Below are 14,378 nucleotides of genomic sequence, written 5' to 3'. Positions count from 1 at the left end.
TTAAGTTGACAGATATGTCGATTCCCGCCCCTCGGCAAGCGTCCGCCCGGAGCGCAATCTAAACTCCTCTACTTTGAGATATAATATTTCATTGAATCTTTAGAAACCTAAAAATACATCTCATATATCCCAAACACAAAAAAGCAGAGGGAAGAATCCCTCTGCTTTTTTCATGACTATTAAAACTCGATTTCCTGCGCTTGTTCGAATACTTCAGGTGGAATTTCAATCGGCTCGATGGCATCGTAATCGCTATAATCCACTTGCATCTGCGATTTGATCGCCATCATATCGCCGCGCACATCCACATCCAACGCCAAATCGACTTCAATCCGGTCCGCTAAATAACTATCTTTATCCAGCGTAATCACATAATTCACCGAATGTACTTCCAAATCTTCAGAAGACAGCGGCGCTTCGATTTCCATCTGGCCCAAAGTTTTCTGCAAATGTTCATCCATCAAACTTTGGAACTGTTCTCCCGAAGCATCTAGCGTCAACACATAGGCATCTTCAGTTTCTTCCAGCACGAATTCTTCTTCGAAGCCTTCAAGCTCTTCCAACTGGCGGGCAGGGTCAGCTGATTTCTGGCCGGCGAGCGCCGCCATGTCTTCATGCACTTCTTCCGGCATCTTCAGCCACATATCTACAGAAGTCTCATGCATGAATAAGCCCTCTTCCGTCAAATACATTTCCGAAAGCATCGGATTGGAATTTTCAATATCATCCGAAATGATGCTCGTTTCCCCTGTTTGGTGAAATGCCAGCGGCGCGTATGTCATCTCCATGTTGGAATCAATGGTCATGTCGATCTCCATACCGTCCGGCAGCATTTTCATGTTTTGTTCGGTTATTGATTGTGCGCGCACACTTTCTATTTGCTGCGCGGCACTCACCGCTTCGCCGTAAACTTCAGAAGCATTTTGCGTTTTTTCCGGAGGGTTTTCGCTGCCTTCTTCCGTCGTAGGTGCCTGTGTTTCGCTGCAAGCACTGAGGCCGATCGCGACAACTACAGAACCTATGACTGCTATCCATTTCGTCATGGCGTTCACTCTCCTTTTCGCGACTTGGGATTCATTATACAGTATACGCACCTTACTCACAGTTTACCCAGATTGCCAGCGTTTAATTATCGAACAATACCCATTCTTCGTACTAATAAAATAAAAAGCTGGAGAATAGCTCTCCAGCTTTTCATTATTTGCCGACGACGAATTGTTCGTAGCGGTCGTAATCAGCACGACTCAGTTCAACAGTCATTAATGTGCCGCCTTCGCCGTACTCCGTTTCTTTAATGGTGGCATGGTCATTTAAATACGCGACCACGTCGCCGCGACCGAACGGAATTTCCATCCGGCACGTAACATGATTTGAAAAAAGCCGGTCGCGTATGCTTTCTAGTAGCTCATCCAGCCCTGCGCCTTCTTTCGCCGAAATCCAAACACCGTCTTTGCTCACTCTCGGATAAGCCACTCCGGCAAGATCCGATTTATTATAGACATACAATGTCGGTACGTTTTCGACGCCCACTTCCTGCAGCGTGGCATCGGTCACTTGCATCATATAATTGTGCTCATCGTTCGATACATCGACGACGTGAAGCAGCAAGTCGGCGTTGCGCGCTTCTTCGAGTGTCGAGCGGAACGCTTTGACCAGATGATGCGGCAATCGGCTGACAAATCCGACCGTATCGGACAGCAGGAAGGTTTTATTATCTTCCAGCCGGATTTGGCGGATGGACGTATCGAGTGTCGCAAACAGCATGTCTTTTTCAAACACTTGCTTGTCATCATCTTGCCCGGTTTTGGTCAACAAGCCGTTCATGATCGTCGACTTGCCGGCATTGGTATAACCGACGAGCGATACATTCGCCAGCCCTTTTTTCAGGCGCTGCTTACGCTGTGTGATGCGCTGATCTTTTATCTGCTCCAGTTCGCGTCTGAGTTTGGTGATTTGGTCTTCGATTTTCCGGCGATCGAGTTCGAGCTTTGTTTCGCCGGCACCGCGGTTAGCGAGCCCGCCGCTGCTTCCTCCGCCTTGGCGTCCAAGTGATGCGCGCAAGCCCACAAGGCGCGGGAGCATATATTGCAATTGCGCCAATTCCACTTGCACTTGAGCTTCCCGCGTGTGGGCGCGCCTTGAGAAGATATCCAAAATGAGCATCGTCCGGTCAATCACTTTGCATTCCAAATCTTCTTCAAGATTACGGATCTGTGAAGGCGATAATTCATCATTAAAGATGATCAAATTGGCGTCCATTTCTTCGTAAAGCGCTTTTAACTCATCGACTTTCCCGCTGCCGATGTAATGAGATGGGTTGACGCGGTCAAGATTCTGGTTCAGCTCGCCGACCACTTCAACTCCAAGTGCTCCCGCCAAATTCCTTAGCTCTTCCATGCTGTATTCAAAATGAGTATCCTTTTGTAATTGGACACCCACGATAATCGCTTTTTCATTCAATGGTTCCATATGCTGTTGCCTCCTTCGGCAGAACTGCTGTTCCACCTGGTCCCTTTATCCTATCACAATACCACATCTAAACCTATTGAAAACGCGGCATCTGATAGACACCCTGTTCAAAAACGAGCTCCTGCTCAGCAGACGCAAAACGGACTTTCGACAGCCGCTCTTTTCCCGTGCCTTCCTGAAAAACGAGACGGCAATTATCGAGAGCGAGCGAACCGCCGAGCAGTTTCTTCCACTGGTCTTCGCTCTGCTCCAAGTTGTTCACCGAAAATACGAGTGCGTCCAATTGCAATTGCTCATTCAGCTCCTGTATGGCTCCTTTACTTTTCAATCCGGCAAGGCGGGCCTCATCCGCTTCTTCCCATTCGATAAAAAACGGCAGCGGCAAAGCCACTGATATCGTCTGGTCGATAAAAAGCATTTTCCAACGGATCAGCTCGCCTGTTTCGGTCCGCCGCTCAGCATCTGTCGGGCCAATTGTCTGAAATCCTCGCGACTCGAGCTGTTTCGCCAGCAATTCCAGATTTTCAGAACGCAGGCAGATCGTGCCGAACCCCTGCTGGTCATAGCGCAAATGTTCTATAAGCGGATGGTTTGAGCGCGCTGCAACGCCTTCATCCTCGACCGTCAGCCATTCGATATAATAATCTGGGCCGTACATCAGAGCATTTTGCGTTCCCCAGTTTTTATGGCTTCCCCCGATAATGGCATGGAATCCGGCATCGTTCCAGTACCGACTAGTTGTTGCAGGACTCGTCCGGGTAAAGTGGACGAGATGATCCAACTTCATCTAAAACACTCCTTTTTTGTTCCCTTGTGAGCTTTCTGCTTAAGCAATAATAATTCCTGCTTTGTATTAATTGCTATGCAAATGGTCACTTTTTCCTTATTCATTATGTTTTTCTGGGAAATAGGTGGTTTTTAGGTCTCGCTTTCGATAGTCTAGTGTATAGGAAAAGTAAAATTCATTATCTAAAGGAGGGCATCATGGATAGCAAATTACTGAAAAACCCCGTATTCATCGTATCGACAACTGTTATACTGCTGTTGGTCCTTGCTGGGGCATTTATGCCAGTTCGCTTCGGCGAAGTTGCCGGTACCTTATTTAACTTCACTACACTTAACTTTGGTTGGTTCTACTTACTGGCAGTCTTCATCATTGTTATTTTCCTAGTTGTTATAGCGATTAGTAAATACGGAAGCATACGGCTCGGGGCAGATTCCGATCGGCCGGAGTTCCCGTTCTTCACTTGGATCGGCATGCTGTTCTCAGCCGGTTTCGGTGCCGGCCTCGTCTTCTGGGGTGTCGCGGAGCCGATGAGCCATTTCTTCACGACGCCATTCGAAACTGAAGGACAGACAGCGGAAGCGGCACGCGTTGCGATGGGCTATGCATTCTTCCACTGGGGCGTCAGCCAATGGTCGGTCTTTGCGATCGTCGGTTTGGTCATCGGTTTCCTGCAGTTCAGACGCAAAAAGCCAGGGCTTGTCTCGACTGCGCTCGAACCGGTTCTAGGTTCAAAGCCGATCGTCAAGCATACGATTGATTCTTTAGCGGTCATTGCAACGGTCATGGGGATTGCAACTTCCCTCGGACTCGGCGTCTTACAGATGAACGGTGGGTTGAACGCTGTGTTCGGCATCGATAACGCCTTCCCGATCCAATTGGCGATTATCGTCGTCATGTTCGCTGCCTATACCTTGTCTTCTTCTACAGGACTTCATAAAGGAATCGCGTATTTGAGTAATTTGAACTTAGGATTAGCGCTTGTCTTGATGATCTTCGTGTTTTTTGCTGGCCCTACCGTCTTTATCATGGAGACGTTCACGCTCGCACTTGGTGATTACATCACCAATTTCGTTCAGTACAGCCTGCGCATGCAGCCTTATACAGACGGCGATTGGGTCCGTGGATGGACAATTTTCTACTGGGCTTGGGCTATTGCCTGGTCGCCGTTTGTCGGCGCGTTCGTTGCACGGGTTTCCCGTGGGCGCACAATCCGGGAATTCGTTTTCGGAGTCTTGATTATTCCGCCGGCAATCGCTTGTATGTGGATTGCCGTCTTCGGCGGAACTGCACTTTGGTACGATTTGAACCGCCAATCGGGCATTGCAGAAGCGGTCAATAATGATTTGACTTCGGCTTTATTCCAAACATTTGACGTATTGCCGCTCGCTTCGATTATGTCCATCCTGGCGATCTTGCTGATTTTCACATTCCTAGTGACATCAGCTGACTCCGCTACTTATATTTTAGCAACGATGACGAGCTTCGGCAGCTTGAATCCCCCGACTTTGTTCAAAATTATTTGGGGTGTCCTGATGTCAGCTATTGCAGCAGTTCTTCTCTACGCAGGCGGCCTCAGTGCCTTGCAGACTGCCTCGCTCATATCGGCCCTGCCATTTACCGTCTTGCTGTTATTAATGGTTTGGTCGTTTACGAAGCTGATTCGAGGCGAATCGCCGCCAATCCGCAAATCGGAATTGCGCCGCTTTAAACGCTTAGAACGGGAAGCGAAAAAACAACAAAATAAATAAACTTGCAAAACCGGCTGCCCCAAAAGCTCATGACTCATGACTTTTGGGGCAGCCTTTTTTCATTTACCCGAATGACTTGTTGTCTTTAAACTTCAGCCTTCATCAAACCGATTTATAGCTTATTGAAAAGCCAGAGAATCACACTAATGAACTTCACTTTTTGGCAGCATTAGCTAAAATGGAATTAAATGAGAATTTTTTTCGTATATCAATAAAAAGAGATATAAGTTGAACTAATAAATTTCCACTGTAGATATTCCGCAAAACCACTCCGAGAAAAGCTTTGCTCAACTAAGCTTCGCTCATTCATTCCCTGCAGGGGTCTCGGCTGACTCGCTTTCCCGCGGTAAGGGTGTTGCCCGACCTTGCGAGGGCAATCCTTTGCGACGCAGTGCGCAGCACGGTTTTCTCCGTAGTTTTGCTCCATATCTGTTTGTTTGTTCGCAAATTGTTAGTGTTCAAGTAGTAGTGGTAATTCACTGATATTTCTTCAGTTCAACATATAGAGCTTTAAATATGCCGAAATCAATCGTGTGTTGGAGAGGGGTGGATTTTGATGGATCAAGAAAAAGACAAAACTGGATTTGGCCTTGTAGCTTCCTGGTTTCCAACATGGGTGCAGAATAACAAAGCGGTATTCGCACTGATCATTATTCTATTGATTCTGGTGAATTGGCTCGCAGGAAAGAGAATCCTGGCTTATTCCCGGAAGCAGAAAAGTTGATTACGAACCGCAATGGAGATTTTAATACACTCGGGGGGATACGGGGAAAGAACTCTCCAAACCGGAAAGCTTTCTTCAGGTTATGAAAGCGGTGTGAAAATGACACATTGCGGGTATTTTAAGAATATATAACAAATCGGTAATTACTGTAAAATGCTCTTTGCATTCAAGGTGACAAAACGAGTTGTGCTTTTGGAGAGGGTGGATTTTGATGGATCAGGAGAAGAACAAAAATGCGTTTAGTCTTGCCGCTTCGTGGTTTGTGAAATGGGTGCTGAATAACAAGGCGGTCTCCGTCCTGGTCATTATCCTGTTGATTCAAGTGAATTTGCTATTACTTCCAAGAATCAGTTTCATTTTCGAGCCGCTGCGCGCTTTTTTCAGCGTCATGGGCTTGCCGCTCGTCATGGCCGGTGTCTTGTATTATTTGCTGATCCCGCTCATTGACTGGATGGAAACGAAAAAAATTAACAGGTTAGGCGGCATTACAATCGTCTTTGTGGTGATTGTCGGGCTGCTCGCTTGGGGTATCACGGCCATAATACCAATTATCCGCGAGCAGACAGTGAGCTTGCTGAACAATTGGCAGGTTTACTTGGCCAGTTTCATCTCGAAAATTGATACTTTTTTTGAAAGTGAATTTTTATCAGGATTGCAGGAGCAGTTGACCGGTGGGGAAGGCAGCATCTCCTCGACCATCACTGAGCAGGTGGGAGGATTTTTCGGTCCGACTGTCACCGGCATCGGAAATGTGTTTGGTATGGTGTCGACGTCTGTGCTGGCATTGATTACGACACCTTTCATCCTGTTCTATTTGCTGAAGGACGGCCATAATCTGCCTTACCACATTATGAAATTTGTGCCGTCGAATATGCGGGAGCAGTCGTATCACCTGATGCGAGAAATGAACAGGCAGATCAGCCAGTATATCCGCGGCCAGCTGCTCGTCGCTTTTTTTGTCGGGCTGATGTTTTGGATCGGTTTAAGCATCATTGGGCTTGAGTATGCACTGACGTTGGGGATTTTGGCGGGGGCTTTGAACTTGATTCCTTTTTTAGGCACCTTTATCGCAATCATCCCAATCGTCGTCATCGCGATTGTGCTGCATTCACCGTTCATGCTGCTCAAGGTGCTGATTGTCTTTGGTGTCGAACAGACACTCGAAGGGCGCGTCGTTCAACCGCTCGTACTTGGAAGCAGTTTGAATATCCATCCTGTCACCATCATTGCGGTGCTGCTGACGGCAGGGAGCCTATTCGGCTTGCCGGGTGTCATTCTTGGAATTCCGGCCTATGCGGTCATTAAAGTGGTTCTCGTGCACTTTTTCGCTTGGTATCAGGCCTATACCGGCATGTATGCGGATGACTACAACCCGGCGCCAAAGCCGCTTGTTTCCGACAAGAAAAAGAAAAAACTACTGAAACGCAAGAAAAAATGACATAAACATCACATTTTGTATAGAATTTCTCTTAATCCATTAAACGGAAAAACTCCCGGACAAAAGAGTCTGTCCGGGAGTTTTTTATTGTATATTAACGATTTTCACTTTTCACAATCGGGCAGGATGGGTCGCTTGCCCATTCGTTCATCGATCCGTCGTAAACGGCGACATTCGGCTGTCCGAGTTTATTCAGGAGCAGCGCGTTCCATGTTGCAGCAATGCCGCCCCCGCAATAGGTGATGACTTTCTTGCCGGGATCGAGTGCGCCGGTCTGTTCGAACGAAGCGCGCAGTTTATCATCAGCATAAAGTTCTTTTGTTTGTTCATCCGCATGTAAGGCGAAAAAGACGTTTTTGCTGCTTGGGATATGGCCGACACGCGGATCGTCTGATTCATTTCCGTGGAATTCTTCCGGCGACAAGCTGTTGATGAGAATAGTTTGTTCGTCCTCAATCGCTTTTCTGACATCTTCTTTGGTCGCCAACATGTCAGGACGGCGCAGCCCGGTAAAGCTTGCTTTCGAGTGATGTACTTTCTCTGTTGATAATTCACGGTCTTCCGCCAGCCATTTCTGTAAGCCGCCTTCTAGAATGGCGATTTTGTCGAATCCTTCATAGCGCATTTGCCAGGCGAGGCGGGATGCCCAGTAGGAAGCTGCGACCGAATCGCCGACCATTGCATTCTGGTCGTAAATGACGGTGTACGTGTCGTCGCCGATTCCGAGTTCAGTCATTTTTTCGATAAACAGTTCCCGCGGCGGGACAGTGAAAGGCAGTTCGGACTCGGTATCCGATAATTCCCCGAGCAGGTCGGCGTACACGGCTCCAGGGATATGGCCTTGTTCATAGGATGTTTTGCCGGATTCTACATTCGGCGGTCCGCCGCCTTCAGGGAATTTCATGAATACGGTCGCATCGACGACACGCAAATTAGGGTCATCCAAATGCTCGGCTAGCCAGTCGGTGGTGACGATTAATGGAATATCATTCATTGAACAATTCCTCCTTTTTCATCAGTTAATGTAACTTTACGCTTAGAGGAGACCATCGTCAAAAAATAAGTATGTTTATGTGTTGATGAAAGAATTAGAGAATTAATGAAGTTACTATAATGTTTTTAATTAATAGATAATTCTGATGAAGTGACAGTTGTACACCAGATATAATTGGAGGAGATATGGATGGATTTAGCAGGGGAAGTATTGAAAGGCGGGGCTTCCGGTATCGGGCTCGCTGCAGCGAAAGCGTACGTAGCTAAAGGCGCAAAAGTGGTCATTGCTGACTTTAATGAAGAAGGCGGCAAGCAGGCGGCTGAAGATTTGAAGAATGACGGCGAGATTTTATTCGTCAAGACGTCGGCTATAGCGCGCAATAGAAAAATTGAGAAACACCTCCTAATGATTCGTGGTATTCCTTGCCTTGTATCAGCGGGAGGTGTTTTTCTGTATGGGTTGAAGAGAACAACTCGATTCATATAGAACAATATTTGAAAAGTTGCTCTCTTAAAAATTCACAAGTTCGCAAGCTAATTTCCGGTCATAGATGATATGATGAGATACAAACTTCTTTCACGGAATGAGTGGATTGAGATTCTTTTCAGTTCTACAGAACAGGTGATTACATGATTGCAGCACAGACAAAACTATATAAAACGTCTTTACGCTTAACTAAAACCGCGTCAGAAAAAATGAGAGGGTTCGGCATTAGCGAACGCTCATTTTTTATGGCAGACAAACCGTTTCAGGTGTTCATTGAACGCTATCCGCAAAGTGCGGATGGTTCTCTTTCGGTTGCGCTGTTTTTCGGCCTTGAGGAGACGGCGAAACTGACGGATAAGGCACATGGCCAATTGATTGTCCTTCACTGCGTGTTCGCGAACCATCAATTATTGGTGACCAATGTGACGCTCAGAAAAGCGTATCAGGCGCTCGGGACGAACTGGCAGCGCGAAGAGTCAATCGTGTTCAATAACTCGCGCGACCCGGTGCCAGTTGCGTTCATCAATATGATCAACCGGATGACGCCGGCAAAAGAGCGCTCGGATTACGTGAAAAAGCGCATCTCGAGCTGGGAAGGTTATCTGAAGATCCAAGAACAAGGCATGGATATTCCGGATATCAAGACGGGCTACTCGAACCTCGCGTTCAGCCATGATTTCAGCCGCATCACATTGACCGGCTGCCGCATGAACGATAACGACTGGAAAAGCTTGAGGAATTTGAGCGTCCGGCTCACTGGAATCGATGGAGACGTTGGGACTGTCATGAAGACGAAGAACCGGACTGTTGAAATCGAGCTCAATAATTACATTATCAAGCAGCTGCGCGAAAAAGGGCACGCGCTTTCGAAAAAAGAAGTCGTCTTCAGCAATTTCGCAGCACTGAGCCAGATTCGACGCTTGCGCCAAGGCTTTACCAATCTCGAGAAGGGCTTAGCGGTCAATCCGCAGCTCGATCGTCTATTGTTTGAAGAACAGCCGAATGTTGCGCCGCTCAAAGAGCTGGAGAAATTGTCGTTTCATAACCGGCTGAATGAGTTCCAGCAACAAGCGGTCACCGGTGCGATGTCGGCGGAAGACTTGTACGTCATTCAAGGGCCGCCGGGTACGGGCAAGACGACGGTCATTTCGGAGATTTGCCTGCAAAACGCGAAAAAAGGATTGCGCACGCTGGTTGCTTCGCAGTCGAATTTGGCGGTCGACAATGCGCTCGGGCGTTTGCTTGCGCATAAAGACATCCGTATACTTCGTGTCGGCCGGACCGAGAGCATCGAAGAAGACGGCAAGAAATTCATCGAAGAAAATGTCGGCCAGTATTGGAAAGACAATACCTTAAAAGAAATTGCGGCGCAGTATGAAAAGCGCAAAATCCGTGAAGCTCAAGTGGATAAGGAACTGGAAGCAACAGAACAGGCATATGCGGAATTGCAGCCGGTCTTTGAGAATTTGAAGAAAACTGTGGAAGACAAAAAGGCGGCGCAGCAAAAGCATGGTGAACTCCAGTCTTCAATAGAACAACAACGCAATCAAATGCGCACAGCCGAACTTGAAAAAGAGCAGGCAACACGCGGCAAACAAGATACAGCCGAGAAGATCGAAACGCTCCAAGCATCGATCGACAAGATGCTAGCGTTGCTCGACAGCGGCAAGGACGTCGACTGGTTCGAATCGCAGCAAAAGCGGATTGCAGAAACCATCCAGCAGCTCGAACGCGCACGCCAGTTGAAGCAACTGGAAGAACAAATGGCGTCTTTGCGTCGCGACATGGAGTTGATTGAAGAAAAGCGCGATGGAGTAATGGCCTTAGCGACCGGCAAAAAAGCGATGCTTGACACCGTCGACAGCATGAAAAAAGTCGATAGCTTGATGCAAGTGATGACGGAACAAAACATCCAAGAAGTGCCCGCCATCACTTTTTCCATCAGTAAGCTGGACATGATCCGCGACAAAATGACGGAGCGAAAAAAGCTCGAGGACTACAACAAAAGCGTTACGGCGGCGATTGGCTATGTGGAAAAACTGCTGGCGCCCTCCGGTATTAAATTGGAAGAAGTGAAAGAACGCGCCTTGTCACAAGGGGAATCTTTCACTTCAGCTGATATCGACCAGTTTCTCGAGAAGCTGCGCGCTTTATTGAAAAGTTCACAGCAGATCGATTCGTCCGTTCTCGCCAAAGCGCTCACCGGCCTGTACAAGCGGCAGAACGATGTGTGGCGAAGAGGCGCGATGCTCAAGTCTTCCGAAGTTTATATTGAAGAGTCGAAGCGGGCATTCGGGCAATTGAAAAAAGCGCTGAGCGGAGAACTCGAAAAGCAGCACCAGCATTACCTCGCCTTGGATGAGAAAGGGCTTGAGCAGCTGGAACGAAAACGCCAGGACCTGAACCGGTTCAATCAGCAAGCGAAGCAATTGTCCGTTGCGATCGACATTCCGGCAGATATCGAACAAGCCATTGTCGCGTGGAGAGCCGAGCAGAGTGAACTCGGACAAGACAAAGTTGCTTTTGACCAAGCTGCGCAGCGTTTGGAACAGCAACAGGCAAAGCGTACCGAGGAAATGAACGCACTCAACATCATCGAAGCAAGAATCGCCGAAACCGACTCGGAGATGGCGCAAGTGCAAGAACGTCTATCAGGCAAAGAACTAGAGCTAGAGTCGTTGAAGGAAATCCTTTCTTCGAATCCGGAAACCGAATACGCAGAAACGGCGAAAAAACTTGCGAGCTTGTCGTTCGACAAGGAATCACTAAAGCAGGAGCAGAAGAACTTTCCGCTGTTGCAGTCGGTGCAGAAAAAATGGCTGGAGTTATTGGAATCGGCGAACGACCACGATTTGGACGAAATCCGCAAATTGTATATCAAGCACGCCAACGTCATCGGGACGACCTGCGTCGCATCAGCGCGCAAGGATTTTCAAGACAATTATCCGGTGTTTGACGTCGTCATCATCGACGAAGTGTCGAAAGCGACACCGCCGGAATTGCTCTTGCCGATGCTCAAGGGCAAGAAAGTCATTTTGGTCGGGGATCATCACCAATTGCCGCCGCTGCTCGGGAATGACACTTTGGAAGAAACTTTAGAAGAGATGATCAAAGAGAATAGCGGCTTCGAGGAAAAACGCGAACTGGAGAAGCTTCTCGAAGAGTCTTTGTTTGAACGCTTGTATAAAAACTTGCCGGAGACGAACAAGACGATGCTCGCAATCCAGTACCGGATGCATGAAGACATCATGGAGACGATTTCGCCGTTCTATAAACACGAGAATGTGCAATTGCAATGCGGGCTTTTGGATTCAGACAAAGAGCGCGACCATTTCTTGGAGTCGACTTCCGTCAAACGCAGCAATCACCTCATGTGGCTTGATTTGCCGAATGAACCGGCGTATTTTGAGGAACGCATGAGCGGCGGGAAAAGTTTGTACAACGCAGCGGAACTTACAGAGATCAGCCGTCTTTTAGTGGAGCTTAACGATGCAGTCGGCGAAGCGAAAGCTGCCGGACGCATCGATGCGGATGAGCTGAAAACGGTCGGTGTCATTTCGTTCTACGGTGAACAAGTTAAACGGCTGCAGCGCATGATCGACCAGGAACTGCGCTTGCCGCATTTATTGATCCGTACCGGCACAGTCGACCGCTTCCAAGGAAGCGAAATGGAGATCATCCTGCTGAGCATGGTGCGCAACAACAAGAACGAACGCGGCGATATCGGCTTCGCGAAAGATTACCGCCGGTTGAATGTCGCCTTGTCCCGCGCCAAGCAATTATTGGTGATGATCGGCAGTTCGGACATGTTCACGAAGCGGGCGAAAAAAGACGAAACGAAACGGATGTATCAGCACGTACTGGACGTCGCCGAACAGAAAAACGGCGTGAAAGTGCTGCAGAGGGGGTGAGCAGATGGATAAACTGAAGAATGATTTGCGGACGAGTTTGATGGCGAATATGGACGTGTCGGTTGTAAACGAGCAGGTGTGGCAATTGCCGGTCGCCACTTATGGCGCATCGTTCGCGCGCGTCAAACGGCTCAAGATGGACATTTTGATGAAGATGCTGCTGCTCGCATTCCAAGAAGCGGACATCCGCCGCGCCGCCACCTTGGCCGATATGCTGTTTGTCGAAGAACTGTTCATCCGCGACTTGATCGACAAAATGCAGCATAGCCTTTTGATCCGGCTCGGTTCAAAAGGCTATGAACTGACCGATAAAGGCTACGGGCATTTGGAGAAAGGCATCTTCGAGGAAGCGGTAGACGGGGGTGAGGCGCTCATATCCTATAGCGCAGTGCATGATGATTATCGCCTGTTGGTTAAGAGTTCATCAGAGTTGGATGACACGCTGGTGGTTTACCGCTATGCATTGGAAGGCCAGGCAGATAGTGAGCGCATCCACGAACTGCTGTCGACAGAAAAGAACAGCGCGGAAGAAGGTTTCCAGGTGATCGTCACGGACATTACGGATTGTGAACAGCTAGACACCGAGGCTATCCCGTGCATCGAGTTTCAGCTGTACGACCAAAAGCAGGATATCTTTTACGCCCGGGTGTGGAATACAAGGACATCCGCTTGGGATGAAACGCTCGAAAAGCAGATTGAGGAGCGGGAAATCGTACAATGGCGCGAGGCGATGGAGCAGGAACAAGTCGAAGCCTGAACCAGGGAAGCAGTGGGCTCGTAATAGAAATTCAAAAAAGCGTTCTGCATCGAGCAGAACGCTTTTTTTGTGCCGGGATCTCTGTAACGATAGACAGCTGAAAACGACTAAAAGTATAGCCATCTTACAAGGGAAAGTAGATAATCTGTTAATGGAAGGAAGGACTGGTTGGTATGGTGTGGAAACTGACGATCTTCGGTGCATTCGGTGTGCTTTTGTATGTCATCCATGTGGTTCTGGGTGGATTCCTGTGGGAAGGGTATAGCCATATCCATCAGCCGATCAGCGACTTGACGGCTCAAGGGGCACCGGACCGGGGATTATTGACTGCGATTACGTTTCTATATGGGGTGTTTTCGATTGTTTTTGCTGCGAGCGCTTATATAGTTGTCAAAGGCTTTGCGCCGAAAGTTTCCCGAGTGGGGATGTTTCTTTTCCTCGTGATGCACCTCGTTTCCATTACGTACGGACTGTTTCCGCAAGACGCGCCAGGAGCGCCGGTGACGTTCACGGGCATGATGCATTTGGTCATCACGGCTTTGATCATCCCGCTCACAATCCTTGCACCGTTTCTTGTTGGAATAGGGCTAAGAAAAGTGAAGGGGTTCAGGATGTACGGGAACTACTCCATCATTACGGGTTTGCTCATTTTGATCGCAGGCGGAGCAGCGGCAATGTTTTTTGCTAATCAATGGCCATATTTCGGGCTGGTGGAACGAGCCAATATCGGCGTATTGCAGTTGTGGATGCTAGTTACATCCTTGAAGCTGTTCACTACAAATGAATCTACTATTAAAGGAGCTTAACTGGCATGTTCTCGATCTTCAAAAAGAAATGCGCGGTGTGCAAACAGAAAGCGAAAGAGCCGCGGAAGTATTTTGATGACCACAACCAATCTGTAGTTGTTTGTGCGCATTGCGTGCTGTATGCGGAAAGACGGGCGTTTCGTAAACGCAGCGCTTAAATGTAATGAAGAACTTGCCGTTTTCACTGGCAGGTTCTTTGATTTTCATCTGCTCTTAAGCGCGCTTTGCGGAGCTTCAATTTCCGGTATAATGAAAAGA

At 48.2% G+C, this 14,378-nt stretch carries 12 protein-coding genes; 7 read left to right on the top strand and 5 right to left on the bottom strand.

Annotated features, from left to right (window positions below):
- Positions 1 to 179: 179 nt before the first annotated feature.
- The 3 genes from J7E21_RS12030 to J7E21_RS12020 form a co-directional block, all read right to left on the bottom strand.
- Positions 180 to 1,043 (bottom strand): DUF6612 family protein, encoded by an 864-nt coding sequence (locus J7E21_RS12030; protein WP_215108011.1) that lies wholly within the window; start codon positions 1,041 to 1,043, stop codon positions 180 to 182.
- Positions 1,044 to 1,197: 154 nt separating this feature from the next.
- Complete coding sequence (gene hflX, locus J7E21_RS12025) at positions 1,198 to 2,469, bottom strand: GTPase HflX (RefSeq protein ID WP_215108009.1); 1,272 nt, start codon at positions 2,467 to 2,469, stop codon at positions 1,198 to 1,200.
- A 73-nt stretch (positions 2,470 to 2,542) separates the two neighbouring features.
- Positions 2,543 to 3,256 (bottom strand): VOC family protein, encoded by a 714-nt coding sequence (locus tag J7E21_RS12020; RefSeq protein ID WP_215108007.1) that lies wholly within the window; start codon positions 3,254 to 3,256, stop codon positions 2,543 to 2,545.
- A 197-nt stretch (positions 3,257 to 3,453) separates the two neighbouring features.
- On the opposite strand from J7E21_RS12020, the gene J7E21_RS12015 reads away from it, so the two are divergent.
- The 3 genes from J7E21_RS12015 (at position 3,454) to J7E21_RS12005 (ending at position 7,166) form a co-directional block, all read left to right on the top strand.
- Complete coding sequence (locus J7E21_RS12015; protein WP_215108006.1) at positions 3,454 to 5,004, top strand: BCCT family transporter; 1,551 nt, start codon at positions 3,454 to 3,456, stop codon at positions 5,002 to 5,004.
- A 556-nt stretch (positions 5,005 to 5,560) separates the two neighbouring features.
- Complete coding sequence (locus J7E21_RS12010; RefSeq protein WP_215108004.1) at positions 5,561 to 5,728, top strand: hypothetical protein; 168 nt, start codon at positions 5,561 to 5,563, stop codon at positions 5,726 to 5,728.
- 211 nt (positions 5,729 to 5,939) lie between these two features.
- Positions 5,940 to 7,166 (top strand): AI-2E family transporter, encoded by a 1,227-nt coding sequence (locus J7E21_RS12005; protein WP_215108002.1) that lies wholly within the window; start codon positions 5,940 to 5,942, stop codon positions 7,164 to 7,166.
- Positions 7,167 to 7,260: 94 nt separating this feature from the next.
- On the opposite strand, the gene J7E21_RS12000 is transcribed toward J7E21_RS12005, so the two are convergent.
- Entirely contained in the window at positions 7,261 to 8,160 is a 900-nt protein-coding gene (locus J7E21_RS12000; protein WP_215108000.1) for a sulfurtransferase, read from the bottom strand.
- Positions 8,161 to 8,349: 189 nt separating this feature from the next.
- Between J7E21_RS12000 and J7E21_RS11995 the strand changes: the two genes are divergently transcribed.
- The 4 genes from J7E21_RS11995 to J7E21_RS11980 all read left to right on the top strand — a co-directional run bounded on the left by J7E21_RS11995 (position 8,350) and on the right by J7E21_RS11980 (position 14,120).
- A complete protein-coding gene (locus tag J7E21_RS11995) occupies positions 8,350 to 8,646 on the top strand; it encodes an SDR family NAD(P)-dependent oxidoreductase (protein ID WP_215107998.1) in 297 nt (98 codons plus the stop codon).
- A 143-nt stretch (positions 8,647 to 8,789) separates the two neighbouring features.
- Positions 8,790 to 12,557, top strand: coding sequence for an AAA domain-containing protein (locus J7E21_RS11990; RefSeq protein WP_215107996.1), 3,768 nt, complete (start codon positions 8,790 to 8,792; stop codon positions 12,555 to 12,557).
- A gap of 4 nt (positions 12,558 to 12,561) precedes the next feature.
- The gene (locus J7E21_RS11985) at positions 12,562 to 13,314 is read left to right on the top strand and encodes a hypothetical protein (protein ID WP_215107994.1); all 753 of its coding nucleotides are present in this window, start codon (positions 12,562 to 12,564) and stop codon (positions 13,312 to 13,314) included.
- A 173-nt stretch (positions 13,315 to 13,487) separates the two neighbouring features.
- Positions 13,488 to 14,120 carry a DUF998 domain-containing protein gene (locus J7E21_RS11980; RefSeq protein ID WP_215107992.1) on the top strand — a complete coding sequence of 211 codons (633 nt, stop codon included), beginning with the start codon at positions 13,488 to 13,490 and terminating at the stop codon, positions 14,118 to 14,120.
- 18 nt (positions 14,121 to 14,138) lie between these two features.
- On the opposite strand, the gene J7E21_RS11975 is transcribed toward J7E21_RS11980, so the two are convergent.
- Positions 14,139 to 14,327 (bottom strand): hypothetical protein, encoded by a 189-nt coding sequence (locus tag J7E21_RS11975; protein WP_215107990.1) that lies wholly within the window; start codon positions 14,325 to 14,327, stop codon positions 14,139 to 14,141.
- Positions 14,328 to 14,378 lie beyond the last annotated feature (51 nt).

This window comes from Planococcus sp. ISL-109 (genome assembly GCF_018613655.1).
Taxonomy (GTDB): Bacteria; Bacillota; Bacilli; order Bacillales_A; family Planococcaceae; genus Planococcus.
The sequence above is the reverse complement of the archived record's forward strand: the minus strand, read 5'-3'. Positions and strand labels throughout refer to the sequence as shown.

Coding starts and splice junctions, on each gene's coding strand:
- J7E21_RS12030 (WP_215108011.1), bottom strand. CDS start 1,043: ATGACGAAATGGATAGCAGTCATAGGTTCTGTAGTTGTCGCGATCGGC.
- hflX (WP_215108009.1), bottom strand. CDS start 2,469: ATGGAACCATTGAATGAAAAAGCGATTATCGTGGGTGTCCAATTACAA.
- J7E21_RS12020 (WP_215108007.1), bottom strand. CDS start 3,256: ATGAAGTTGGATCATCTCGTCCACTTTACCCGGACGAGTCCTGCAACA.
- J7E21_RS12015 (WP_215108006.1), top strand. CDS start 3,454: ATGGATAGCAAATTACTGAAAAACCCCGTATTCATCGTATCGACAACT.
- J7E21_RS12010 (WP_215108004.1), top strand. CDS start 5,561: ATGGATCAAGAAAAAGACAAAACTGGATTTGGCCTTGTAGCTTCCTGG.
- J7E21_RS12005 (WP_215108002.1), top strand. CDS start 5,940: ATGGATCAGGAGAAGAACAAAAATGCGTTTAGTCTTGCCGCTTCGTGG.
- J7E21_RS12000 (WP_215108000.1), bottom strand. CDS start 8,160: ATGAATGATATTCCATTAATCGTCACCACCGACTGGCTAGCCGAGCAT.
- J7E21_RS11995 (WP_215107998.1), top strand. CDS start 8,350: ATGGATTTAGCAGGGGAAGTATTGAAAGGCGGGGCTTCCGGTATCGGG.
- J7E21_RS11990 (WP_215107996.1), top strand. CDS start 8,790: ATGATTGCAGCACAGACAAAACTATATAAAACGTCTTTACGCTTAACT.
- J7E21_RS11985 (WP_215107994.1), top strand. CDS start 12,562: ATGGATAAACTGAAGAATGATTTGCGGACGAGTTTGATGGCGAATATG.
- J7E21_RS11980 (WP_215107992.1), top strand. CDS start 13,488: ATGGTGTGGAAACTGACGATCTTCGGTGCATTCGGTGTGCTTTTGTAT.
- J7E21_RS11975 (WP_215107990.1), bottom strand. CDS start 14,327: ATGAAAATCAAAGAACCTGCCAGTGAAAACGGCAAGTTCTTCATTACA.